This window comes from Acinetobacter lactucae, assembly GCF_013122135.1.
GTDB lineage: Bacteria > Pseudomonadota > Gammaproteobacteria > Pseudomonadales > Moraxellaceae > Acinetobacter > Acinetobacter lactucae.
Genome location: NZ_CP053391.1, coordinates 3624870 through 3650436 on the forward strand (window position 1 = coordinate 3624870; position 25567 = coordinate 3650436).

Genomic DNA, 25567 nt, shown 5'->3' on the forward strand with positions numbered 1-25567 from the left:
TTCAATATTGTATCTATCTGTAACAGCCACTTTATACGAAATATATGAATCGAGGAAGTAGACTGCTTAAGTAAATACCGTAACAGTTTGCCGTAAAATTGCAATTAAATGATCATTTTGGTCCCAAAGATGGGCATATTCCGTGGAATAACCTTCACCCGCATATTCAGTTATCACTTTATATTTAAACCAGTCACACAATTGATGTTGGAACGGATGGACATAGGTAATGTGCCAAGTTAAAGAACTTGCAGGAGCAACTTGCTTAAACATCGGCAATACACCAGGTGGCCAAATATCCATCAAAACAATTAAATCTGGCAAAGTCATTTGACGATTTTCATGCTTCTTTGGAGAAAACCTTGACCATCCTCCAAAGTCAGCATACTGACTTCCTGTAACAGGATAGTGACCTTCTGCCCAGCATACATCAAAATGTTGATAGCATTCTGGCATTTGTCTAGCAAAAGGAATAGGTTGTAAATCTTCTGGTGGTGCATAAACTGGAACGATAGGCTCATGTCTTACCTCAATACTGGATGCACGAGGTACACCAAAGCTCGCAACCAAAATGGTCTGTACCGCCCCATCTTGCCATAAACGCGTTTCAAGCGTAGTGACCGACTTCCCTTCTCTTAAAATTTCAATAGTCAATTGAGCAGGTCCCTGCTGTACAGGGCCCACAAAAGTAATACTACAGCTTAGTAATCTTTTATTTGGATCTTGAATATTGCAGCAGGCCTTTTGCATGAGTAATCCAGCGACAAGACCACCAAAAACGGTTCGCCCCTGTAACCACCCTTCAGGTATTTCAATACATTCCTTTTGTTTTATTTCTTCAAATAATTGCAGTAATGACATTCACTTCCCTAAAGCACTCTGACTCTTGATGAAACATCTTTCATCATTTTAAAGAGAATGTGAATGATCATTCTTCTACTTATATGCCAACTATTTGGTCACTCAGTATAAAAACACATCTTATTCATGCAGAATTTTATAAATCGTTCTTGCCATCATTTCACCAAAACCGGGCACAAGAGTAAGCTCTTTTTCAGATGCTTTTAAAACACCTTGGATCCCACCAAAATGAGTTAATAGATCTCGGCGGCGCTTTGGTCCCAGCCCCGGAATTGCTTCCAAAACTGAGGTACTTCGGCGTTTATCACGTTTAGCACGATGTTTGGTAATCGCAAAACGATGGGCTTCATCACGCACCTGCTGAATCAAATGCAATGCCTTATGGTCTTCCGGTAACTGGATTTTTGTGCCATCGGTAAAATGCAGGGTTTCAAGTCCGGGTTTACGCCCTTCACCTTTAGATACACCCACCATAAAAGCGTCTAATCCAAGCTCTTGCATGACCTCCATCGCCATATGGAGCTGGCCTTTACCACCATCAATCAACAGCAAATCAGGCAATATAGCCTTTTTATAACGGCGTGTTAAGGCTTGTCGCATAGCAGCATAGTCATCGCCTGCAGTAATGTCTTGAATCGCAAATTGACGATAGTCACGCTTACGAGCGCCCCCTTGGTCAAACACAACACATGAGGCAATTGGAGCTTCCCCCATAGTGTGACTAATATCAAAACATTCAATACGATCGACAGGTCTTCCCACCACTTGCTCTAACTGATGGAAACGTTCATTAAGTTCTAAATGATTACTCAACTGCCCCTTAATGGCATGTTGAACATTCATTTCGGCTAACTCTAGCCACTCGGCGCGAGTTTCACGAACATTACTCTTAATCTGAACTTTTTTACCAAACTGCTGTGCCAATGCTTCTTCTAATTCTTTACAGTCAGGCAAAGCAATATTTACGATGAGCTCATTAGGTACTTCATCTGCAACCTGAAAGTAAAAGTTCGCCATAAAGTCACTGAGCATTTGCCCAAGATCATCACCGAGCATGTCTGGGAAATAACTTTTTCCACCCAGCATTCGCCCATTACGTACATACATAATTTGCACGCATGTCACACCTGCCTGATATGCGATTGCCAGAATATCCGCTTCGCCTTTGACTTTAAACACGGCCTGTTGCGCTTGAACTTCACGCAGTAAAGATAAACGATCACGGTAAAAAACAGCTTTTTCAAATTCAAGCTCAGCCGCTGCTTGTTCCATTTTGGCAATGAGCTCTTGGTTAAGCTCTTTAGTATCACCTTGCAAAAAGCGGATACTATTATTAACATCTTCTTTATAATCTTCGGGCGAAATCAGACCTACACAAGGGGCCGAACAACGCTTGATTTGATATTGCAGACATGGACGCTTGCGCTGTGAAAAATAACTATTTTCGCACTGACGCACATTAAAAAGTTTTTGTAAAACCAGTAACGTATCGCGTGCACTATAGGCACTTGGGTACGGGCCAAAAAACTTACCAATTTGGTGTTTACCTTTACCACGCCCACTGGCAAGCCGAGGATAAGGCTTATCAGCCGAAACAAAAATATAGACATAAGACTTATCGTCCCGCAGCATAATGTTATAAGGCGGACGATGTTGTTTAATTAAATTTTGTTCTAAGAGTAAAGCTTCAGTTTCTGAACGAGTAACCAAAGTTTCAATATCATAAATTCGTGCAACTAAAGCTTGCGTTTTAGGATGCTCAATTGTTTTAACAAAATAACTCGACACCCGATTTTTTAGGTTTTTTGCTTTGCCGACATATAATAATTCGCCCTCTTTCCCTAGCATTTTATAAACACCTGGAAGTTGGGTCATGTTGGCTAAAATTTTTTCAATATGGGGACGAGCGTTTTGATTCACTATTGGCATGCATGGCTTAATACTGAATACCTAATGTGATGTTTTCACCCTTACTTTTCAAGTGCTTTACTGTGCTAGAACATAAATTTGGGAACAGTTCTGAATATGGCCCGACAGACTGTGTCGTACTTGCTTAAGAGTCTAGACGATAGTAACTATATTTAACGTCTTTTTCTTTGTAGACCGCATAGGTTTTTTGACGGAAATCCGAGAACCAACCATTGCCTGTATAGCCCGCAATATGACCATAGGTATGACCACTTGTTCGCTCAATAATGTAAATGTCACCTTCTTGTGGACGGTTGAAAGCAGGTTTAATTTTCTTATAACCATTCTTTTCTAGCGTTTGCCCCCAATCAGAAGCAGCTACAGGATGCTTTGATACATCTGCTCCTGCTGCTTGTAGGGCAATACGAATATTTTTGGCGCATTTCTCTTTACTATGGTTGGCAGAGATACTTTCAAGCTTACTTGAGAACTTATGCAAATTAATATTTTGATCTTCAGTTTTACGGTTTTTGCTTTTAGATCGCTTAGATTTTTCAGTCGTCGGATTTGCTTTGCTTAACATCGCTTTTGTTTTTAAATCGCCTTGAGAACTGTCTTCTTTTCTCACTTCGATATGGTGAACATGTGCATGAGCTGCGTGATGAGCATGAGCCATTTTAAAACCTACTTCCGCTGACCAGTCTTCGAAAAAACCGCGCCATTGTAGAATCAAAATTGCCTATTGGCTTTTAATAGTTGTAACAAATTGCCAGCACTGTGAAATAGATCACAAAAGTTATTAGATACTTTATGTCATAAAAAAACGCCCTTTCAGGCGCTTTAATATTTATATAAATATAAATTACAAATGAAATTCAATTACTGAGCTTAAGGTTCGCCTTTCCAAGTTTTAATCATAGTATCCGCAGCAATTTCACTAACAAAGTGACAATATTTACCAGTATAAGGTGGGATATATTCATCAGTACCAGATTGATGATGATACTGTCCTAAATAATCAATATTATCTATTGTAAATTTCATTGCTAATGAAGATTCATCACGTGACCACGTAATACCTTGCCACGTCCCAGTTGCTGGAGCGGTACGATTTGAATCAATATATAAAGGTGCAGTGCCATCACTAGAAAATTCTATATAGTTTTTATTGCTGTAGACCTTATTAATCATCCAACAGGTTGAGCCTTTAGGAAAATTCACTACATTTTGCTGTAATAATGCATTGTAATAATCTTCAAAAAGCACCTGTTGACTAAGAGGTAATGATTCAAAAATCCATTGCCCTAAATATTTAGTTACGGGCTGACCTGAAATATCAATTTTAATTAAATCTTGATTTAAAAATAAATTATCGTCTTTGACTAAATTGGCAGGTTGGTAGTTTAAGACTTTATCTGAAAATTGAACTTGAGAACCTAACAAATACCATGTGCCATCAGTTGTTTTAATGGGTTCCAAGGTCACGCCCCGATCAGTGAAATAATGTCGACTAAGCTCATAACCTAATGGACGCCCATCAGGATAGCTAATATAGATTTTATTATCTAAAATCTTATAATTATTCTTCTCAAGCATTGGAAATCCAGCGACTTGACTCGCAGAAAAACCAACAAGTTGCTCACTTTGTTCCTCTGTCTCATCATTACATGCTGAAAGGCTTAATATACATAAACATGAAAGTAGTATTTTTTTCATTTTATTCCTCGATTCAAATTATTAATATAATGTAATCTGAATTATCAATAATTTTCTATTTTTATCAATCTAAAATTAAATACTCAGATAAAAAGCACTATTTTTTTATTAAGAACTATTTTATAAAATTTTAATCTTAGACTAAGAAAAACCATATAATTAAATAAGGTAAACCACTACTATTATCTTTTTTCTAAATTATTTTATAGTCTTTTTTATTTTTTCTTTTAGAAAAGAGAACTAAAATTTTCATGCTAAATTAATCTAAAAAACTTCAATATTAAAACTTAATCATTAACATCACGAATCTTTATAAAAGTTTTGTGGTAATTAGACTAGCAGGTTAAATTCCATTGAAATATCCCATGCCCTTACAAGAAATGATATCAAATATTTAACATATTTCTGATGAACACACCATCTATGCTGAACAACCTTGGGATATTACATCCAAAGCAATTGCTCTATCAAACGATGAAAAGATGGAGGTTTTTATCAAGGATACGTACTACAGCTATTTTCTTGAATTATTTATTATCAAAGAGTTAATAGAAGACCTAGATGACTCTTTAAATAATCAAGACCTTGTATTTAAGATCATTCAATACGCAATAAATGATGCATGATGAATATCATTATTTAAAATAAAAACGCCCTTTCGGGCGCTTTAATTAAAATACATATGGTCGAACAAAAATCAGGAAAAAAATCCCAAGCATCAAGAACCATTTTAAGAAGTAATACAACTTACGGTTCTTAGCTTTTAAAGCCTTAGCTTTAATACGAATTTGATAGACATAACCAAAAGCTTTATTTAGGCCACCTGTTTGGTCGCCTGTTTCATTCGGTGAACTTGCCGCAGTCATCACATTACGACCAAACCAATGGTTGAAACGCTCCATCCATTTTACTTTCATTGGACGTTCAACGTCTGCAAAGAAAATAATACGGTTTTGATCAGTCTTATTTTCAGCATAGTGAATATAGGTTTCATCAAACACGACACTTTGACCATCTCGCCAAGAGTATCTTTCACCATCAACATCAATAAAACAACGATCATCATTTGGCGTAATTAAACCTAAGTGATAACGCAGTGAACCCGCATACGGATCACGGTGTCTTACCAAACGACTGTCAGGTGCAAGCTCGGTAAACATGGCTGCTTTAATTGTTGGCAATGTTTTCAGAAGTGCTGTAGTTTTTGGGCAAAGCTCAGCAGCAGATGGATGACTAGATTCATACCATTTGAGGTAAAAACGCTTCCAACCTGTTTTAAAGAATGAGTTAAAACCTAAGTCGTTATAGGTACTTGAAGCTTTAATTCCGCCTTGGTCATATAAAGCTTTCACTTCATCTCGAATCATTTCCCAATTTTCATCCAGCACTTTTAAATCTTTAAAATACTGTGTATCGATATAAGGTTGATTCGGCACCTTTGAAAAGATGTACATTAAAAAGTTAATCGGTGCGAGCAAGGTTGAATGGTCAAAAAATTGACGATAAAACGAGTGACGCACTTTGCCGCGATGTTGGATATACAATGCTGATATCACAAAAATCGCTAATATGATCCACTTAATCATATAGTTACTCGCATTTAAGCATCTTTAAAGATACTTCGAAGGAATTTGAAATTGAGGGAATAATAACAAAGTCTCGAAGAAAATTCAGACCTAGATCAGCAAGTATTATTTTTTGACTAAATAGAAATCTCAAAAATAACCATTTTTGAGATTTCTCAAACTCAACTTCCAAAGTTAGTCTTGATATGGTTTCCAATCTAATCCAGTCAGAGAAACAAGTGCTTTTGCAGCAGTTTCATTGTAGGCATAACAACCAGATTTCAATTGAGCAATTGTTAATTGGGCAAAACGGAGCTCTTCAGGATCATCTGTATTTTTTAAATATATTTCCCAATGCTTAATCTCTTGATCAGCAGTCCAAGCAATGTTACTCGAATAATTTGCTCTATAGAGCTTACCTTGATATTGCACCGCAACACCATCACTAATAGCAAAACCTAAAGTAGTATCATAAATCGTTGTCCATAGAACATTTTGCCATGATCCTTTAACTGCTTTATAAGTAAAACCAAATGGATTTGTTTGATTCAAATAATTAAGATAAGGACCATTTTCAGCATCAAACTGATCAAAACTTTGATTAATTTCATAGTTTTGATCAATATTAAATGCAAATGTTTCTTGATTAGATTTTTTTAAAACTAAACGATAACAGCTACTTCCTTGAGGGAATTTATTCTGTCCATAGTTAGTAAGAAATAGACGCCCATTAGTCGTACTTTCATCACTCACTGAAAAGCCTAATGCTCGATACCCTGGTAAGACAGTATCAAACATATTCTTATCAGATAAATCAACTCTTTGAAATTTCCAATCCTCTTTAACATCTCCAATGATGTCTAATCTCCAATCTGTCATTGAATTAAAATTCATGACATTTATTGCTTTATCAGTAGGAAAATAGAGTTTTTTCTCTGTTAACAAATACTCATTTAAAGCTTGATTAGAGGAGCCATCTATTGATTTTTTATTAAAAATTTCAAAATAAGCATTATTTAGCTCATCTGTTTTTTCATTAGCATTGTAATCCATAAAATAATAACGAGTACCATCCGCAATAGAATCTTGTGATGTACCATTTTGGTTGTTATTTGCAGAATTATTATCACTAGAACCACCGCCTCCACATGCACTCAACATAAAAGGAAGAATGGCCAAAATCATAAATTTATTTTTTAACATAATAGATACTTTATTGAACATTTTTATAACACAAAGTTTATCCAAAGATAAAAAAATAGACAATACTTTCTGTCTAATAATTCACAAAGAATATTAATTTTTCTTATTAGCTCAAAGACAATTTAATAATTGTCGATTACATTCCCTAGCTTTATCTTGGGCCATTATTAATAAGCAGCTTTTACAATTAAAAATATATTTTTCATAAATATGGATTAAAAAAAATATTTAAAAATAATTGATGACCCTTGCGTCACGGCTTGATACAACTTGTCAGGTTTTTTTTAGATATAGTTATCGTAAGATTAGCGAAGCATAAATGTGTACCGAAGTTGTGCACACGCTTCATAACATCAACTTAGAAGTCCTCCAAAACTAAGGAGATCAGGCATGATCCACGCTGGCAATGCCATTACCGTCCAAATGCTTTCGGACGGAATTGCAGAATTCCGCTTTGACTTACAAGGTGAGTCGGTCAATAAATTTAACCGTGCAACAATTGAAGATTTCCAAGCTGCTATTGCTGCGGTAAAAGCAAATAATGATATTAAAGGCTTAGTTGTTACCTCGGGCAAATCAACATTTATTGTTGGGGCAGACATTACCGAATTTGGTGAAAACTTCGCACAAGGCGAAAAAGCGATTGTTAACTGGCTTATGCCTGTTCACGAAATCTTCAATAGCTTTGAAGATTTAGAAATTCCAAAAGTTGTTGCTATTAACGGTATGGCGTTAGGCGGCGGTTTTGAAATGTGTTTAGTTTGTGACTATCGTGTGATGTCAGAAGCTGCACAAGTGGGCTTACCGGAAATTAAACTTGGTATTTACCCAGGTTTCGGTGGTAGCGTACGTTTAAGCCGTCTGATCGGTATCGACAACGCGGTTGAATGGATGGCGATGGCTGCTCCTAAAAAACCGGCTGCTGCTCTAAAAGATGGTGCTGTAGATGCGGTTGTAGCTGCTGATAAATTACTTGAAGCTGCAACTGACTTGGTTAAGCAAGCAATTTCTGGTCGTTTAAACTGGAAAGCAAAACGTCAAGAAAAGCTTGAAGCTGTAAAATTGAACCCGCTTGAACAAATGATGGCGTTCAATACTGCAAAAGGTGCAGTACTAGCTAAAGCAAATCCTGCTCAATACCCTGCTCCAAAATTATTACTTGATTCATTACAAGCAGGTGCAAGCCTTGCACGTGACGAAGCGTTAAAAGCCGAAGCCGAAGGTTTTGCAAAAGCTGCGATTACTCCACAAGCTGGCGCATTGATTGGTTTATTCCTCAATGACCAAGTGGTTAAGAAAACTGCTAAAAAACATGAAAAAGGTGCTCACCCTGTAAACCAAGCGGCTGTACTCGGCGCTGGTATCATGGGTGGTGGTATTGCTTACCAAGCAGCAAGCAAAGGCACACCAATTATCATGAAAGATATTGGTAACCCACAACTTGCTCTAGGTATGAAAGAAGCAAACAGCTTGTTAACTAAGCAAGTTGAACGCAAGAAAATGAAACCTGCGCAAATGGGTGAAACGCTTGCACGTATCCGTCCTACTTTAAGCTACGATGAGTTTAAAGAAGTTGATATCGTGATCGAAGCAGTTACAGAAAATCCAAAAGTAAAAGAAATGGTACTTGCGGATACTGAGAAGAATGTTCGTGAAAATACGATTATTGCTTCTAATACTTCTACGATTTCAATCACACGTTTAGCAAAAGCATTACAACGTCCTGAAAACTTCGTTGGTATGCACTTCTTCAACCCAGTTCACATGATGCCGCTTGTAGAAGTTATTCGTGGTGAAAAGACTTCTGAAGAAGCGATTGCAACTACTGTTGTGCTTGCTCAAAAAATGGGTAAAACACCGATCGTTGTAAACGACTGCCCAGGGTTCTTGGTTAACCGTGTATTGTTCCCTTACTTTGGTGCGTTTGACCTTCTTGTAAAAGACGGCGCAGACTTCCAGCAAGTTGACAATGTAATGTCTAAGTTTGGCTGGCCAATGGGTCCTGCTTACCTTATCGACGTTGTAGGTATCGACACGGGTGTACATGGTGCAGAAGTCATGGCTGAAGGTTTCCCAGACCGTATGAAGCCAGACTACAAAGGTTCAATCCAAGCAATGTACGAAGCTAAACGTCTTGGTCAAAAGAATGACGTTGGTTTCTACAAATACGAACTCGATAAGAAAGGCAAGAAAGCAAAAACTGTTGATCCAACAGCGTATGAAATCATTGCTCCTTTCGTCACTGGTGAAAAACGCGAGTTTGATAACCAAGAAATCATTGACCGTATGATGCTTGCTTTCTGTAACGAAACAGTTCGTTGCTTAGAAGACAACATCGTTGCAACTGCTGCTGAAGCAGACATGGCAATGATTATGGGTGTAGGTTTCCCTCCATTCCGTGGTGGTCCATGTCGTTATATCGACCAGACTGGTGTTGCTGAATACGTTGCACTTTGCGACAAATATGCACACTTAGGTAAGGCTTATGAAGCGCCACAAATGTTGCGCGACATGGCTGCTAACAACAAAAAATTCTACGGTTAAGGAGCAACGTGAATGGCTACTTTAAATCCACGTGACGTTGTCATCGTTGATGGCGTACGTTCTGCAATGGGTAAAACCAAAAACGGTATGTTCCGTAATGTACGTGCTGACAGCTTATCTGCTGAATTGGTTCGTGCACTCGTTGCCCGTAACCAGTTTGATGTAAACGAAGTTGAAGACCTGATCTGGGGCTGTGTAAACCAGACTCTAGAACAAGGTATGAATATTGGCCGTAACATTGGCTTATTGGCTGACTTACCAAAAACTGTTGCTGGTCAAACGGTAAACCGTCTTTGCGGTTCTTCTATGCAAGCGCTTCATACTGCTGCTGCACAGATTGCAACAAACCAAGGTGATATCTTCATTATTGGTGGTGTAGAGCACATGGGTCACGTAGGTATGATGCACGGCATCGACTTAAACCCAGAAGCATCTAAACACTATGCAAAAGCATCTAACATGATGGGCTTAACTGCTGAAATGTTAGGTCGCATGAATGGCATTAGCCGTGAAGAGCAAGACGCTTTTGGTGTTGAATCTCACCGTCGTGCTTGGGCTGCAACTCAAGAAGGTCGTTTCAAAAACGAAATCGTTGGTGTTGAAGGCCACGATGCAAATGGTTTTAAAATCCTTTGCGACATCGACGAAGTAATTCGTCCAGATGCAAACCTTGAAGCATTCAAAGCACTACGTCCTGTATTTGACCCGAAAGGCGGTACTGTAACTGCTGCTACATCTTCAGCGTTGTCTGACGGTGCTTCTGCAATGTTGCTTATGTCTGCTGAGCGTGCGCAAGCATTAGGTTTAAAACCACGTGCTGTAATTCGTTCTATGGCAGTTGCAGGTTGTGATGCTGCAATCATGGGTTACGGTCCAGTTCCAGCAACTCAAAAAGCGCTTAAACGTGCTGGTTTAACGATGGCTGATATTCAAACTATCGAATTAAACGAAGCATTTGCTGCTCAAGGCTTATCAGTAATGAAAGGCTTAGGTATTTATGACAAACAAGACATCATTAACTTAAATGGTGGTGCGATTGCTTTGGGTCACCCACTAGGCTGTTCTGGTGCTCGTATCACCACTACGTTGTTAAACGTAATGGAACAACAAGATACTCAAATTGGTCTTGCGACGATGTGTATCGGTCTTGGTCAAGGTATTGCAACAGTGATCGAACGTGTTTAATTAACACCAAGATAAAAAAATCCCCGCTCAATACGGGGATTTTTATTTTATCGGCCTTTTAAACCATCTTGAATTTGCTGCTGTAGATATATGAGGTCATTAATATTCACTTTCATCGTACCCTCACGATAAGCATCGACATTACTTCGGTTAATGTTCAATGGTCTTAACATTTCAAAAATGCCGTTGGTTGGATCAGAAGACTGTATCCCACCCGCTACCGCTAAAATGTATTGTTGTAAGAACGGAGAAAGTTGAGATAAATCAGGCTGAGCCATAACTGGCTGATAATCTACTGTCGTCATGCCTTCAGGGACTAAAGCATTCTGTATATCGTAATGAGTTTTATACTCATGATGTTGTAGCGCCTGACGCACTTTTTTATCTTCTTGGAAAGGTACAAACCCTACTTCTTCACGTAGCTCAGATTCAGCCATAACGCGAATTGTTGGTAAAGTCGCTACTTCCTCCGCTTGAACAGTCGGTAAACCTATAAAAGCAAATGCAGCAATGAAGGCTGATTGTTTTAGAAAGTTCATAACTTGCTCCAAAAATCACTCATCCTATTCAAATTAAAAAGATGATGATTAAATTAAAAGTATCTATAAATAGGCTACAACAAAGTCGAATTTGATTCAGTAAGGCTCAGATAAACGGTAAATATAATTAAAATTTTTAATGTAATAGTAAGGGACTTTATAAAATATTTTAGAACTTAGCCTGAGTATAACTAAGTCAGATCATACTACTGGATTTAAATATTAAGATCTTTTGTTTATAGTCAGACTTTTATAAATCCATTGAATTCAACAGAAATAATGAACTTTAAAATATTAAATCAGAATATTCTTATGAGCTGCCTACTCGTCAGTTTCTTTCTCACTGGTTGTGCGAGTAACCGAATTATTGGTGAAAATACGCGAGAGCTATTTACAAAATATGACTCAGGCCATGAATGGATCACTTTAATTGAAGATGATGTAATTGCATTTGGGAAACCATCAGTATCTCTCCCTAATGAACCAGAGGACAGTATTGTCATCGCTGGGAAAAAATATAGTTATGTCATTAGTAAAGGCGGTAACGATTTCATTCAATTAATTAATCAATTAAATCCACAATATATCCAAATAAGTAATGAGCTAGATTTTAATGCTCCAGCTCCGGATAGTAATCATTTTTACGGACATATTAGATTTTCTTACACCCCACCTAATGGGAAATTGAACGAGAAAGAATCGGCTTTATTTAAAAAATATGGTGTAGTGCCATGTGGCTGTGCAAAGACATCAGAACCACATAAATTTGATTTAAATATTAAAGGAACTGTTTATCCTCCTGTAAACAATCTTAAAACAATAACCCCTTTATCTAAGCCATATCACATCAAAATCCAATATCTTCACGATAAAAGCGGAAAAGTGCCCTTATCAACTAAAGAGAAGCTAGCAAATTTACCACTCCTTCCGTTTACCTTAACTTTTGATCTGATCGCCTTACCTGCGAAAGTCATGGGTATCATTTATCAGCCCTAATAGACTCCGAATAAAAATTACAAACTTTCAGTAAAGATTAAAAATCCCCGCTTATTACGGGGATTTTTATTAATCATTTAACATCTCTTTTAAAGAATTCACGACTTGCGGAAACGTTGTATAACCTTCTCTACCTAAAAAATGCCCGCCATTAGGAACAGTAATGTACGGCGCATCAATTTCTTTCGCCAATTGAATCGTCAGTTTTGGCGGAACCAAATCATCATTATCAGACAAATACACTAGCTTTTTCTTTATACCTTTAAAGTAATTTGTGTCGACTTTGCTTTTTGTTATATAACCATCAAGCGAAGAAAAATCTGAAATTGGTCCAGAGAATCCAGATACTAAAATTATTCCACCAATATTTTGGTAATCATGTCTTTGCAAAAAGTGCAGTAAAGTAATCACCCCTAAACTGTGCGCAACAAAATAGGTATTCTCATCCACCTTAGGGATCTGTTGATCTAAAACCTTCTGCCAGGCATCCACATCTGGATTCTCAGAATCTGGAAACGGAATTAAGGTAACCGTTGTATTTTCATTTTCTATTTGATGTTTCAAATCTAGAAACCAATGATCATCGATAGAAGCAGAATAACCATGAAGCACAAATATTTGACGCATGTTCTTCTCCTGAAGTTCAAGTGTTTTGGCATTTGCAACAAATGACATTAATCCGAATAACACCAATAAAATGAGTTTTCTGATCATTGAACAAGTACCATTTTGAAAGATAAAAACATGCTAAACTATGACACCACTGTTAAGGTCAACCCCATTTTATGAACTTAGCTAAAGTTTCAGAGCTCACAAAAGTAAGTCCTCGTATGCTGCGTTATTACGAGAGTTTAGGCCTTATACAACCTCATCGAGCGAGCAATAACTATCGAAGCTACACAAAAAAAGATATTGAAACTATTAAGAAAATTAAAATATTGAATGATGCAGGCATGCACCTAAAAGATATTCAGGTTTTGCTGCCTTGTTTTGATTTAGATGAACGTGTATTTACACTGTGTTCAGTGGTTCAAGAGAAACTGCAAACTGAACTCATGCATGTGTCTGAGCAGTTAAACAAACTACAAACTTCTCAAAGTTTATTACAATCTTTTTTAACCAAAGGAAAAGCCGAGAGCACCAAACTATAATTCTTGATGCTCACACTCTGCTTATTCTTTTAAATCTCCTTCGAGTGCAGCCACATTTTTTTTCTTAATTTTTTCAATTTTTGCATTTAGTTTTAAAACATCTTGATAAAGCCCATTAAACTTTTTGACCTGTGCATTTTCGTGAAAAAGAATCATCTGATCTTTCTTTTGCCATTCATAATTTTTTAGAAGCTTAAACATTTGTTCTGCTTTATCTAAAATTTGTAGTTCAATCATAAAAATTGCATGGTCTTGATCTGCTTTTTGCTGAGTTCCCAATTTCATTTCAAGGAGTTGCCTCATTTCTGCATCAACAGATAACTCTTGAACCTTTGCTAAGAAAGTTTTATGAATTTTTTCATATTCAGTTTGATACTGATCTGAAGCCATACGGACATCAGCTAACATCTTCTCGGTTTCTACAAACTTTTGCTTTTTATCAAGATCTAGACGATCAACATTTAAAAAAGTATCCCATTTGGCGGCTTTGAGTTCTCTTAAGTATGCATTTCGTGCATTAATATTTTGAATCCAATAACTTAAAAGAAATTCTGAAATTTGCTTATAGTGTCCTGCCAAACGTTTATCATGAATATCAAGCTGGACGGGTTTAGACCAGTCTTGCGCTTGTTCATAGAGCTGATTCATTTTTTCAGTCATGACGACATCAAACATTTGACTACTGTCTTTGGCTTGCTGCTGTTTGATATGCTGATAGGTGAAAAAAACAATGCTTGTGATAACAATCAGACTTGCAATCGCAATCAAAACTCGGCGCATACACACCTCCTATTTCCCTTCTTATAGTTTTGCTCTTTATAGTTATAAAATAGAGCTTATTCTTCTTTATATGCCATTTATTTCACAATACGCAACACTGTATTCGCTACTCAAAGCTTTAAATCCTGTTCCATCATCCCTATTATGATGGGTAATTAAAATTTATGAGATTCTCCCATGCGTGTTGATGTCTGGTCTGATGTAGTTTGCCCTTTCTGTTATATCGGCAAAAAACGCCTTGAACATGTAGCTGCTGAAGCAGGTATCGAGCTTGAAATCCACTGGCATAGTTTTGAATTGGATCCTGATGCGCCAGCAAAACATGACACTTCGAATACTGAACGTTTGGCTCAAAAATATGGCCGTACCTATGAAGAGATGGAACAAATGGAGCGCAATATTGCGGCCATGGCTGCCTCTGAAGGTATTGATTTCCAATGGCAAAAGGCGAACTCAGGCAATAGTTTTAATGCACACCGTATTATTCACCTTGCTCAAAGCAAAGGTTTAGGCAATGAAGCTAAAGAAGCTTTCTTCCATGCTTATATGACAGAAGGTCTCGCAATTGGCGAACGTGAAGTTGTAGAAGAAATTGCATCTCGTATTGGCCTTGATAATGCCGAAGTTGAATATGTATTAGATACCAATGAACTATCCGACTTTGTCCGCCATGATGAAAAAATTGCGAAAGAGCAACTCAATGTAACTGGTGTACCATTTTTTGTCTTTGATCAAAGAATTGCCCTTGCTGGAGCTCAACCTCGCGAAGTCTTTTTACAAGTGTTAGAAAAAGCGCAAATCAAGGCAAATATTGAAGAAGTAGAGCAAGATGATGCAGCTGTTTGCACTGATGAATCATGTGATATTCCACAGAAATAAATCAACACAATTAAAAATGTGATCAAATCGTATGTTTTATCACCATTTTAGCAATAGAGCGTTCTAAAAAAAGAACTATCCAATTGCCAAAAATCAGTTTATTATTGCCGCTTAGAATATTCGCGCTGTAATGTTCTGTTTTTTATGTGTTTAATGATCGGAATTTGAAGTTTCCTTGATCTATCATCCCCCATTAATGGGGGATTTTTTTTGGCTAAAAATAATCGCTACTAGCTTAAACTTTTTCATTTATTTCAAATATGTAAAAAAAGTTAAATTTACTTAACTTTTGTGTCGCCCTCTTGATTTTATTAGAAAAATCAACAAAAGTGGAAACAACAACAAAACATAAAGATAGATATGAAAACATTTCATGTAATGCCGTACCGGCAGCTTTTTGCACTTTTAACAATTGGATTTGGTTCAGTATGCATCACTCATGCAGAGGCCACCTCTTCTTCTACTACCCCACAAGTAGGGAGTACATCAGCTGGAGTACAAACCGAAGCTACTACAGATGAAAATGTATTAGATAAAATACCGCGTTGGGTGGACGCAACTCCAACCATTTTTCCAGAGCAGTCTAATCATCCTATAGTTCCCCCTACTGAACAAACAGAAGATCAAACTTGGGTTGACCGCAAACAAAAGAAAATTCGTAATTGGGCCGATCGTACTTCTGAAAAAATTGATGATTGGTTTGGTGAAGTCGATCCACAAAAACCTGCTACCGCGACCATCCGTGTAATGGTCGATAACTATTGGAATGAATACGATAACTATGAAATCAAACCCAGAATACGCGGTAAGATTAAGCTGCCGACTCTAGAAAAACGTCTAAGCGTGGTATTTGGTGATGATTCTTTAGATGATGAATTTAATAACAGTCCAGCCAATATTAATCAGAACCCGAATCAAGATCCAAATAAAAAATTAGATGGCAAACGAACTCGAGATGACAACAGTTCGATTGCCTTACGTTGGTCAAATTTTTCTAAAAAACTGCCTTTCGAAACCGATGCCGACTTAGGTATTCGTTCTGGGGACGATATTTATGTTCGTTTAAAAGCATCAAGAGATTGGCAACTCCGTAATGATTTTAAGTTCTATGCTGAACAAATTTATCGTTATGGAATAGACAGCGAAAACTATTTACGTACCAATCTTGAACTGACTCATGCCAGACCAAATCAACCGTTTTTATCGAATCAGTTCAGCCTGACCTATGCGGATGATCAAGATGACGATCTAGCTTGGGAAAACAGAACTTTCCGCGAACATCATTTCTTTGCAAACAACCGTTTTAACTATGGTATTTATACAGGTGGTTATTACAACGACAATGACCTACGTTTAAATAGTTGGGGACCGTTTGTTTCATGGCGCCAACCCGTTTTACGTGAATGGTTCTTTGTACAAGGTGATGTAAATTACTTTAATGACCACCGCGAAGATCGTAATCATTTTGTCAGCACCTTCTTACGCTTAGAAGCACTTTTTTAAGCTTGCAGCCATCACCTTGGAACCTCATCCAAGGTGATGAATAATAAAATCCCTTTAAATAAAATTTTAAGCTTAGCCTTCTAAAGTACTGTTCTAATTTTTTTATTTTTGATTCCTTCTCTCTAAAAATGAATCAATTTTCTTCTTTTTCATTTCAAAATAGATCGGCTATCTTCATTTGTATTTATAGTTTGGGTGTATTGGCTTTACTTCCGCATTCTCAATTTTTTTATCACTCTCTAAAACATAAAAGGTCACGGCGTTATCCCTACTCTTCTACAAGTTTCGCACAAGTAAAACGGCAATCATTTTCACATTCTCCTTGTGAAGTAGAACCAAACAATACCTTATCTGATGCTAATTTTATTCAAGAGCTTATGGCTGTATTCGGAAATGATACGTTATGGAAACGTGCGACTCAGCCTGAACAAACGTATAAAGCTTTGGGTAAAAGAAAGAAGAAGAACTCATCAACTCAGGTTTCAGTCATAAATCCACTGAGTGCAAGCTGGGCCACCATTTCAACCTGGATGCCTTTTGAAAATGACCTTGATTTAGGTTCAAATTCAGATAGTGATATCTACGTACAATTTTTAGCAAAGAAGAAATGGAATTTGAGACATAACATTAGCATTGATACAGAACAGATCTTTCGTTACGGCTCTACCAGCCGAAATTATTCTGAAACTACCCTAAACTTAACACAGAAAATGCAAGACAATACCCTTTTCGCTAACAAATTTAATGTGAATAAGAGTGAAAATGAAGATTACAACTGGGGTAACTGGACTTTCCAGCAATTTGAGTTTGTAAAAGATAATAGTCTGACTTACGGTGTTTATAGCGGTGGCGTCTACACCAAAAATGATATCAGACTAAATAGCTGGGGTCCTTATATTTCATGGCGACAGCCTGTGTGGCGAGATTGGATTTTTATGCAAAATGATCTTAATTTTTTTAACCATCTTGATGATGACTCTAAGCATCAACTCAGTGTCCAAATGAATCTAGAAGCTAATTTTTAATCAGAAATTAATAAATTGTGGATAACTCTTTCTTTATCCACAAAAAAAAGCCCCTGATAGTTCAGAGGCTTCTTTTAAAGCCAAATTACTTGAGCAATAAACTATTAATACGCTTCACATAAGCTGCTGGGTCTTCTGGTAAACCACCTTCAGCAATAACAGCTTGATCGAAAATCACGTTTGCCAAGTCATCAAACTGCTCTGAACCATCAAGTTTCTTCACTAAAGGATGCTCAGGGTTAATTTCTAAAATCGGTTTAATTTCCGGCACCGCTTGGCCTGCTTGTTTGAGCATACGAATCAGTTGAGGAGATAACTCACCTTCGCTCGTTACTAAACACGCAGGAGAATCAACTAGACGTGTAGTTACACGTACTTCTTTAGTTTTAGCCTTTAATGAGTCACTTAGTTTCTCAACAACAGGCTTAAACTGTTCAGCTGCTTGCTCAAGTGCCTTTTTCTCTTCAGCATCTTGCAAGTCACCTAAATCAACAGCGCCTTTAGACACATTCTTTAATGGCGTACCGTCAAACTCATGAACAAAATTCATTGCCCATTCGTCAACACGCTCTGCCATTAATAATACTTCAATGCCTTTTTTCTTGAACAACTCTAACTGTGGTGAGTTTTTCGCTGCTGCCAGACTGTCAGCAGTCACATAATAGATGGCTTTTTGGCCCTCTTTCATACGTGCCTTATAGTCAGCAAAAGAAGTCGTTACTTCATCATTTGTTGAAGTCGCATAACGTAATAATTTTAAAATACGTTCACGGTTACCAAAGTCTTCACCCAAGCCTTCTTTAAGTACTGAGCCGAACTCACTATAGAAAGTCTTGAATTTTTCTTGGTCTTTTTCATCTTCCGATTTAGCCAAACCATCAAGTACGGTTAATACACGGCGTGCATTACCTTCACGAATCGTTTTGACATCACGGCTTTCTTGCAACAACTCACGGCTAACATTAAGCGGCAAATCAGCACTATCCACTACACCTTGAACAAAGCGTAAATAGTTTGGAATTAAATTATCCGCATCATCCATAATAAAGACGCGTTTTACATATAGCTTAATTCCCGCTTTTGCTTCACGAGTAAAAATGTCATGTGGCGCTTTACTTGGAATATAAAGTAATTGGGTATATTCAGTACTACCTTCAACACGGTTATGTGCCCATGCGAGCGGTGCTTCAAAGTCATGAGTTAAGTTTTTATAGAACTCAATATATTGCTCTTCAGTCACGTCGCTTTTGTTACGTGTCCATAAAGCACTTGCCGAGTTGATCGCTTCCCACTCGTCAGTTTTGACCATTTGGCCGCCTTTAGGCTCTTCACCTTCAGCAACCTCTTCTTCTTGCCAAACTTCTTTTTGCATTTCAATTGGCAGACTAATGTGATCAGAGTATTTATTAACAATCTGCTTAACTTTATAAGATTCTAAATAATCAAGTGCATCATCACGTAAGTGAAGAATAATGTCGGTACCACGTGAAGCTTTATCAATTTGCTGAACCTCAAACTCGCCTGTACCACCACTAATCCAGCGCACCCCTTCAGATGCATCTAGACCCGCACGGCGTGATTCAACCGTAATCTTGTCTGCAACAATAAAACCAGAATAGAAACCCACACCAAATTGACCAATCAACTGAGCATCTGCTTTTTGATCGCCAGTCAATTTTGACATGAAATCTTTAGTGCCTGACTTAGCAATTGTACCTAAGTTATCAATTGCTTCTTGCTGGCTTAAACCGATACCGTTATCAGAAATCGTTAATGTTTTATCTTCTTTATTTAAGCTGATACGTACATGTAAGTCTGGATCATTTTCATAATATTCAGGATGATTAATTCCTTCAAAACGCAACTTATCACATGCATCTGATGCATTAGAGATAAGTTCGCGTAAGAAAATCTCAGGGTTAGAATAGAGAGAATGCGTCACTAAATGTAAAAGCTGGGCAACTTCTGCTTGGAAACTATAATTTTGTGATGCTTGTTCACTCATAAATCACTCCTTAAATTTTGAAGCTGTTTGTTCTCGAATGCTTTATGAATGGAGTACTTCTAGAATTTTTCAATCCTGAATATCAAAAATTTTTAATCTAATTAAAATGGGCCGTGGCTTAACACTCTATCTTGCAATATCGTATCTAACTGCTTTTGACGTTGTTGGTAAGCTTTGCTAATACAACTGACATTGGCAGCACAAGCATTTCTTTTTTTCAGCCATTGCTGCTGAGTATCTTTTTGGTTATCTCGTCCACCCATCGGTAAAGCATGCAAAACGATTTGATACGTCGTTGCCATTTTTACATCTGCATCGTTTAAAGAAAGGTTTTTACAAATGCTTTTTTCTGTTTTCGTTTTTGCAGCATCGCACGAAAAACTTGCAGCTTGTAAATTTTGAGTAAAAGCAATACCGCTCAAAAGTGCTAAACAAATCGCTAATTTGTTATTCATGTTCTTATTCCCATGCTTGTAATGAATAGAAATTAGTTTAGAAAAAAACTTGCAGAAAATATGTATAAAACTGTCTGTTTTATGCTTTTTTTAGTGCAAATAAAATCCATAAAAAAACCTCACATAAAATATATGTGAGGTGCCTGAGTCTAGGTTTTATTATTATATTTTTTCTATTTATTATTATGCTTAAAATTTATAGCTATAACCTAAAGTGTAAACAAAAGGATTAATATCTAGATCAAATTTAGCGCCATTTGTTAAAGTAACTTCTGGGCTTAAATCAGCATAACGAACATCTACAAATACACCCCAATTTTTAGCATCAGCAGGTTGGAAATTAAATCCAACTTGTCCTGCCACACCAAAATCTTCTTTTACTTTGTCAGCAACACCTTGCTCGTCCCAAGGAATAAATGCTGTAGCACCGATACCAATATATGGGGTAAAACGAGTCGAGTTTTTAAAATGATATTTAGCAGTAATCGTTGGTGGTAACTGTTTAATACGCGCTACTTTGTTTCCATCTAACAAAACATCATGATTAACTGGTGTTGCTAACAATAACTCTGCCGAAAATGGAGATTGGCCAAAGAAGTATTCTACTGATGGTGTAAATGCATATTCATGATCTGCTTTTACCACGCCTAAAGCTGTTGTTGTATCTTCTGATGGAGCAATAACACTACCACCAAATTTCACTTGCCAGTTACCAGCAAAAGTAAAAGAAGACATCCCCATTAATGCAATAACCAAAGCTTTTTTGAACACTTTAATATCTCCAACCTTATTTATATTTATAATAAACACTTATTTTAAAACCTTGCAATACTCATTATAAAATTATTTTAGTATTTATTTTTAAATAACTGTTTTAAATAAAATTATATATTACCCAACCATTTTAATAGGTTTTTATTCCAACCTTATTAATCAAGATTATTTTATATTACCAACTATTTTAATAAACTTTTTAATTCCGAGTGTTTTAATATAATTTATTTTAAATACATATTTTATTTAGACAACAAAAAACCTTCTTAATTGAAATCTAAAGATTATGATTAAGAAGGTTTACACTTTAATATTTTATAAAAACTTTATAAAACCATTGCAGCGATCCAGCCAAAAATTAATAGCGGAATATTAAAGTGAATAAAGGTAGGTACAACTGTATCCCAAATATGATCATGTTGCCCATCTACCCCTAAACCAGCTGTTGGCCCTAAGGTTGAATCAGAAGCTGGCGATCCAGCATCACCTAATGCTGCTGCCGTACCAATAAGTGCAATCGTTGCTAATGGTGAGAAACCAAACTGCACACATAAAGGCACATAAATAACAGCTAATACAGGAACACTTGAGAAAGATGAACCAATACCAATTGTGACAAATAGACCAATACAAAGCATTAAGAAAGCAGCAAGTGCGCGATTATCTCCAATAATCTCAACTACACCATTTACTAACTGATTAATATCACCAGTATGGGTCATGACCGAGGCGAAGCCGGCAGCAGAAATCATGATGAAACCTACTAAAGCCATCATACGCATGCCTTGTACAAAGACATCATCAGCATCTTGCCATTTGAAAATTCCGGCAGTAGATAGAACAGCAAAACCGACTAAACCACCTAAAATCATCGAACCTGAATACAGCTGTGCAGCGAGCGTTAAGCCAATTGCGAGCAATGCCATCAAGATTGTTTTCTTTGCAATAACCGGGGCTTGCTCTGCCTCATGCTTTAACTCTTCAGCATCTGCTTTTAAGTCAGCTGTTTGAACTTCTGTATTTGCACGAAGAGGTTTATCTAAATCGATCGTGGTCACAGGCGTGATATTACGATCTGCATAAATTCTTGGTTTACGGTAGCTAATAAATACCGCAACCAAGGTGCCTAAAACCATCCCTAAAACAGGAATAGCCATGCCAATTGGCATCATTGCTCGATCAACATGTAAGCCATACGCCGCACCAATCTTGTTGATATTTCCCATCAAAATCTGTTCAAGGAAAATTGCACCAAAACCAACCGGAAGAAAAATATAAGTCCCGACTAAACCTAGCGTAAGTACGCAAGCTGCTGCTCTACGGTCTAATTTTAAATGGTTCATTACTTTTAATAGTGGCGGCACCAATACTGGAATAAAAGCAATATGAACCGGAATAAGGTTTTGAGAGAAAATAGCAGAAATTAATAAAATACCTAAGAGTAGATATTTCACTTTGGTCTGACGGCTTTTCCCAGCCTCCATTCCCAATAAACCAATCAGCTTATGAGCAAGTAAATCAGGTAATCCAGATTTTGAAAGTGCCAGAGCGAATGCCCCTAACACCGCATAGGCAAGTGCAACTTCAGCACCATCGCCAAGACCAGCGTTAAAAGCTTCAACGGTTTGAGAAAGGCTTAAACCTGCTACGAGGCCGCCCACAATGGCAGAAACCACTAAAGTCAGTACGACAGAGACGCGCGCCAGTGATAATAAGAACATCACTGCAATCGCAATAACGACAGCATTCATGAATAAGTTCAGAGCAAAACAAAAGGCGATATTCTAGCAGATTCATTTCTATGAAGCCGAAAATATCGCCGAATTAACAGTTTTATGCAGTTATTTCACTGTTAAGCTTGAGCTTTAATAAACTCACGAATATGAGTTGCTATTTTCTCTGGCTCACTCAGAATCGCCCAGTGATTTGCGTTAAGCTCTACATATTCAAATTTTTCAACCCACTTTGGCATAGCCTCAGTGATGTATTCAGGACTCACAAAAGTATCATATTTTAAAATAACGGCTTTTACTGGACACTGTGCATAACGTTGACGTGGGCCAGTTAAGCGAGGAATAAAATTGGCACGATATAAATTAATGCCATATTTTCCATCAGCATTAATATTATTATTTAAAGGTAAATTACTTTTTCTTTCTAATTGAGTAAGAATTTTCCCCCATTTTTCTGGGCTAAAAAGAGACCATACTGTTGGTGCTATTAACGGAAGATGAAATGCCCCGATATACCAAGATTTGGTTAATATTTTTAAGATTTGGGCTGGCGAAGATTTAAATTTATCACGTAAAAATAAAGCGGCATGATCAAGACATGGCCCAGAAATGGTGATGTATGATAATAAACGTCCTTTGAACTTAGGCTCGGTAACCGATTCCCAAGACTGAATAGAACCCCAATCATGTGCAGCCATATGGAATTGGCGATTCGGTAATAACTCATCTACCACTTCTTGTAAATCTAAAGATAAACGCTCTAAACGATAATCACGTATACGTTTTGGTATAGATGACAAACCTGCTCCACGCACATCGTAAGTAACAATGTAGAAGTCATTGATCAAATGCTCAATGATTGATTCCCATACTTCTTGATTGTCTGGATAGCCATGTACTAAAACCAAAGGAGTATTTTTTTCATCACCCCATGTTTTGGCACAAAGCGTTTGTTGATCACTTGTTGTTACTGTATGAAATTTTGGCTGCATAATCATTTCCTATCTTGTTTTTCAATCGATCATGTCGTTAGTCGGATAGAGCATTGCCATCAATATAAAAAAGATGATACTTATCTAGTATGAATACTGTTTCAATAAAAAAAATTGACTATTATGGCTATTTTAAGAAGACTTCAGAACAATCCTACGATTTCAAAATTTCTATTTAATCACTATCCCCCTTATCGTGGCGCGGGGATTTATATTGAAATCATGAATTTAGAACTTTGCCATGTGCGTGTAAAGATGCCACTGACTTGGAAAAACCAAAATTTAGTCGGAACACATTTTGGTGGAAGTCTTTATTCAATGGTTGACCCATTTTATATGATGATTCTTATGCATCATCTCGGATCAAAATATATTGTTTGGGATAAAGCTGCTGAAATCAATTTTCTTTCCCCAGGGCGCAGCACTGTACATGCAGATATTCGAGTCGATTTAGCCGAAATTGAACAAATTCGTGAACTTGCCGAAAACTATGAGCCCGTTCTAAGAACCTATCATCTAAATATTTTTGATGAATCAGGAGTAAGAATTGCAGAGGTTCAAAAAACGCTTTATATCAGACGTAAAAAAGCGAAGCCCTTCCCTCAATAAAAATAAGCGCTAAAAAGCGCTTATTTTATAAATCTTCTAAACCTTTTATCTTTTCTCTTCAATTGCTGCACCAGCACCACCACCGATCGCACCACCAATTGCAGCACCAGAGTCACCACCAATCAGTGCTTTACCTACTACAGAACCGATACCAGCACCAATTGCACTCTTAGTCGTTGTCTGTTTACTACCACCTTGAGTATTAGAACCAACGCCAGCACCTACCGCTGCGCCTAAGCCTGCACCAATGCCTCCACCTACATGGTTACCTAAACCACCACCAAGTGCTCCACCTGCTGCTGCCGCACCAATACGTTGATCAGATGGGCTCATATTTTGACAGCCTGTGAACATAAGTGTAGACAACATTAACGCAGAAACTAATCCAATTGTTTTTTTCATGACCGTACTCACTACTATCTGTTCTAATGAAAAGAATAATCCCCTTTTATGAGGAATTTGATCAGATTGTGTTATTCGTCTGTCCTAATCGATTGATATTTTGTAAAGCTCATCCTTATAAGCTCATTAATCAAAATTTTAATTATAAAAAGGCGTAAAAAAAGAAGTCTTTAATCATATAAAGACTTCTATGGTTTAACAATTATTAAGGATACTTTTAGTATTTACCTTTTTTCTCTTCATAAGCTGCGCCTGCACTACCACCAAGTGCTCCACCTGTAGCAGCACCAGCATCACCACCAATAATTGCTCCACCTAAGACCGCACCAACACCAGCACCAATTGCACTATTACGTACGGTTTTACTGCTAGATCCTTTGGCATTAGCCGCAACACCTGCGCCAAGTGCCGCTCCTAGACCTGCACCAATATTACCACCCACATGTTTACCTACCGCACCACCTGCACCACCACCAATCGCAGCTGAACCAATACGTTGACTTTCTGGGCTTGCATTCTGACAACCTACAAACAAAGTTGCTGACATCAAGCCAACACCAACAATCATCATCATTTTTTTCATTAGATTTACTCCAGTCTTCATAAGCAGGTAGCCTAGTGTGTTTTTATGGAGTCTTTATCCCGCTTTAGTAATAAAATAATGGCTCTTTAATATGTTTATGTAATTACAACTCTTAATTGTTAAAAATAACTATAAATAAAAAAGGCACCCTGAGGTGCC

Annotated in this window: 24 protein-coding genes; 8 read left to right on the plus strand and 16 right to left on the minus strand. The window is 37.3% G+C overall.

What is annotated here, in order from left to right; all coding sequences use genetic code 11:
• Positions 1–66: 66 nt before the first annotated feature.
• The 6 genes from HLV59_RS16930 to HLV59_RS16955 all read right to left on the minus strand — a co-directional run bounded on the left by HLV59_RS16930 (position 67) and on the right by HLV59_RS16955 (position 7253).
• Complete coding sequence (locus tag HLV59_RS16930) at positions 67–861, minus strand: thioesterase family protein (RefSeq protein WP_057105698.1); 795 nt, start codon at positions 859–861, stop codon at positions 67–69.
• A 120-nt stretch (positions 862–981) separates the two neighbouring features.
• Complete coding sequence (gene uvrC, locus HLV59_RS16935) at positions 982–2781, minus strand: excinuclease ABC subunit UvrC (protein ID WP_002114749.1); 1800 nt, start codon at positions 2779–2781, stop codon at positions 982–984.
• 133 nt (positions 2782–2914) lie between these two features.
• Entirely contained in the window at positions 2915–3445 is a 531-nt protein-coding gene (locus HLV59_RS16940; RefSeq protein ID WP_171430419.1) for a CHAP domain-containing protein, read from the minus strand.
• A gap of 212 nt (positions 3446–3657) precedes the next feature.
• Complete coding sequence (locus HLV59_RS16945; protein WP_171430420.1) at positions 3658–4485, minus strand: hypothetical protein; 828 nt, start codon at positions 4483–4485, stop codon at positions 3658–3660.
• A gap of 671 nt (positions 4486–5156) precedes the next feature.
• Positions 5157–6071 carry a lipid A hydroxylase LpxO gene (gene lpxO / locus HLV59_RS16950; protein WP_171430421.1) on the minus strand — a complete coding sequence of 305 codons (915 nt, stop codon included), beginning with the start codon at positions 6069–6071 and terminating at the stop codon, positions 5157–5159.
• 174 nt (positions 6072–6245) lie between these two features.
• Positions 6246–7253, minus strand: a complete 1008-nt coding sequence (locus tag HLV59_RS16955) for a hypothetical protein (protein ID WP_171430422.1) — start codon at positions 7251–7253, stop codon at positions 6246–6248.
• A gap of 390 nt (positions 7254–7643) precedes the next feature.
• On the opposite strand from HLV59_RS16955, the gene fadB reads away from it, so the two are divergent.
• Together fadB and fadA are read left to right on the plus strand one after the other, a co-directional pair.
• Positions 7644–9797, plus strand: a complete 2154-nt coding sequence (gene fadB / locus HLV59_RS16960; RefSeq protein ID WP_171430423.1) for a fatty acid oxidation complex subunit alpha FadB — start codon at positions 7644–7646, stop codon at positions 9795–9797.
• Between the two features lie 12 nt (positions 9798–9809).
• Positions 9810–10982 carry an acetyl-CoA C-acyltransferase FadA gene (gene fadA, locus HLV59_RS16965; protein WP_005065826.1) on the plus strand — a complete coding sequence of 391 codons (1173 nt, stop codon included), beginning with the start codon at positions 9810–9812 and terminating at the stop codon, positions 10980–10982.
• Positions 10983–11029: 47 nt separating this feature from the next.
• On the opposite strand, the gene HLV59_RS16970 is transcribed toward fadA, so the two are convergent.
• Positions 11030–11521 (minus strand): hypothetical protein, encoded by a 492-nt coding sequence (locus HLV59_RS16970; protein ID WP_216606739.1) that lies wholly within the window; start codon positions 11519–11521, stop codon positions 11030–11032.
• A 279-nt stretch (positions 11522–11800) separates the two neighbouring features.
• Between HLV59_RS16970 and HLV59_RS16975 the strand changes: the two genes are divergently transcribed.
• Entirely contained in the window at positions 11801–12517 is a 717-nt protein-coding gene (locus HLV59_RS16975) for a YidX family protein (protein ID WP_171430425.1), read from the plus strand.
• A 69-nt stretch (positions 12518–12586) separates the two neighbouring features.
• On the opposite strand, the gene HLV59_RS16980 is transcribed toward HLV59_RS16975, so the two are convergent.
• A complete protein-coding gene (locus tag HLV59_RS16980; RefSeq protein WP_171430426.1) occupies positions 12587–13231 on the minus strand; it encodes an RBBP9/YdeN family alpha/beta hydrolase in 645 nt (214 codons plus the stop codon).
• 71 nt (positions 13232–13302) lie between these two features.
• Here HLV59_RS16980 and HLV59_RS16985 point away from each other — a divergent pair, with 71 nt between their 5' ends.
• On the plus strand, positions 13303–13668 hold the full coding sequence (locus HLV59_RS16985; RefSeq protein ID WP_016144145.1) for a MerR family transcriptional regulator: 366 nt from the start codon (positions 13303–13305) through the stop codon (positions 13666–13668).
• A gap of 21 nt (positions 13669–13689) precedes the next feature.
• Here HLV59_RS16985 and HLV59_RS16990 read toward each other — a convergent pair whose 3' ends face one another.
• Positions 13690–14448 (minus strand): hypothetical protein, encoded by a 759-nt coding sequence (locus HLV59_RS16990; RefSeq protein ID WP_062849633.1) that lies wholly within the window; start codon positions 14446–14448, stop codon positions 13690–13692.
• Between the two features lie 177 nt (positions 14449–14625).
• Here HLV59_RS16990 and HLV59_RS16995 point away from each other — a divergent pair, with 177 nt between their 5' ends.
• The 3 genes from HLV59_RS16995 (at position 14626) to HLV59_RS17005 (ending at position 17855) form a co-directional block, all read left to right on the plus strand.
• Positions 14626–15327 carry a DsbA family oxidoreductase gene (locus tag HLV59_RS16995; RefSeq protein ID WP_171430427.1) on the plus strand — a complete coding sequence of 234 codons (702 nt, stop codon included), beginning with the start codon at positions 14626–14628 and terminating at the stop codon, positions 15325–15327.
• Between the two features lie 360 nt (positions 15328–15687).
• On the plus strand, positions 15688–16830 hold the full coding sequence (locus HLV59_RS17000) for a hypothetical protein (protein ID WP_171430428.1): 1143 nt from the start codon (positions 15688–15690) through the stop codon (positions 16828–16830).
• Positions 16831–16958: 128 nt separating this feature from the next.
• Positions 16959–17855, plus strand: a complete 897-nt coding sequence (locus tag HLV59_RS17005; protein WP_171430429.1) for a selenocysteine synthase — start codon at positions 16959–16961, stop codon at positions 17853–17855.
• A gap of 85 nt (positions 17856–17940) precedes the next feature.
• On the opposite strand, the gene htpG is transcribed toward HLV59_RS17005, so the two are convergent.
• From htpG to HLV59_RS17030, 5 genes are all read right to left on the minus strand, one after another.
• Entirely contained in the window at positions 17941–19860 is a 1920-nt protein-coding gene (gene htpG, locus HLV59_RS17010; protein ID WP_062849636.1) for a molecular chaperone HtpG, read from the minus strand.
• Between the two features lie 101 nt (positions 19861–19961).
• Positions 19962–20315, minus strand: a complete 354-nt coding sequence (locus tag HLV59_RS17015; protein WP_061874435.1) for a lysozyme inhibitor LprI family protein — start codon at positions 20313–20315, stop codon at positions 19962–19964.
• 189 nt (positions 20316–20504) lie between these two features.
• Positions 20505–21086 carry an OmpW/AlkL family protein gene (locus HLV59_RS17020; protein WP_016144139.1) on the minus strand — a complete coding sequence of 194 codons (582 nt, stop codon included), beginning with the start codon at positions 21084–21086 and terminating at the stop codon, positions 20505–20507.
• Between the two features lie 329 nt (positions 21087–21415).
• Positions 21416–22840, minus strand: coding sequence for a Na+/H+ antiporter family protein (locus HLV59_RS17025; RefSeq protein ID WP_016142410.1), 1425 nt, complete (start codon positions 22838–22840; stop codon positions 21416–21418).
• A 101-nt stretch (positions 22841–22941) separates the two neighbouring features.
• Positions 22942–23820 (minus strand): alpha/beta fold hydrolase, encoded by an 879-nt coding sequence (locus tag HLV59_RS17030; RefSeq protein WP_171430430.1) that lies wholly within the window; start codon positions 23818–23820, stop codon positions 22942–22944.
• A gap of 117 nt (positions 23821–23937) precedes the next feature.
• Here HLV59_RS17030 and HLV59_RS17035 point away from each other — a divergent pair, with 117 nt between their 5' ends.
• The gene (locus tag HLV59_RS17035) at positions 23938–24423 is read left to right on the plus strand and encodes a DUF4442 domain-containing protein (RefSeq protein ID WP_005079397.1); all 486 of its coding nucleotides are present in this window, start codon (positions 23938–23940) and stop codon (positions 24421–24423) included.
• Between the two features lie 45 nt (positions 24424–24468).
• On the opposite strand, the gene HLV59_RS17040 is transcribed toward HLV59_RS17035, so the two are convergent.
• Together HLV59_RS17040 and HLV59_RS17045 are read right to left on the minus strand one after the other, a co-directional pair.
• Positions 24469–24825, minus strand: coding sequence for a hypothetical protein (locus HLV59_RS17040; RefSeq protein ID WP_002115127.1), 357 nt, complete (start codon positions 24823–24825; stop codon positions 24469–24471).
• A 217-nt stretch (positions 24826–25042) separates the two neighbouring features.
• Complete coding sequence (locus HLV59_RS17045) at positions 25043–25408, minus strand: hypothetical protein (protein WP_031947183.1); 366 nt, start codon at positions 25406–25408, stop codon at positions 25043–25045.
• Positions 25409–25567 lie beyond the last annotated feature (159 nt).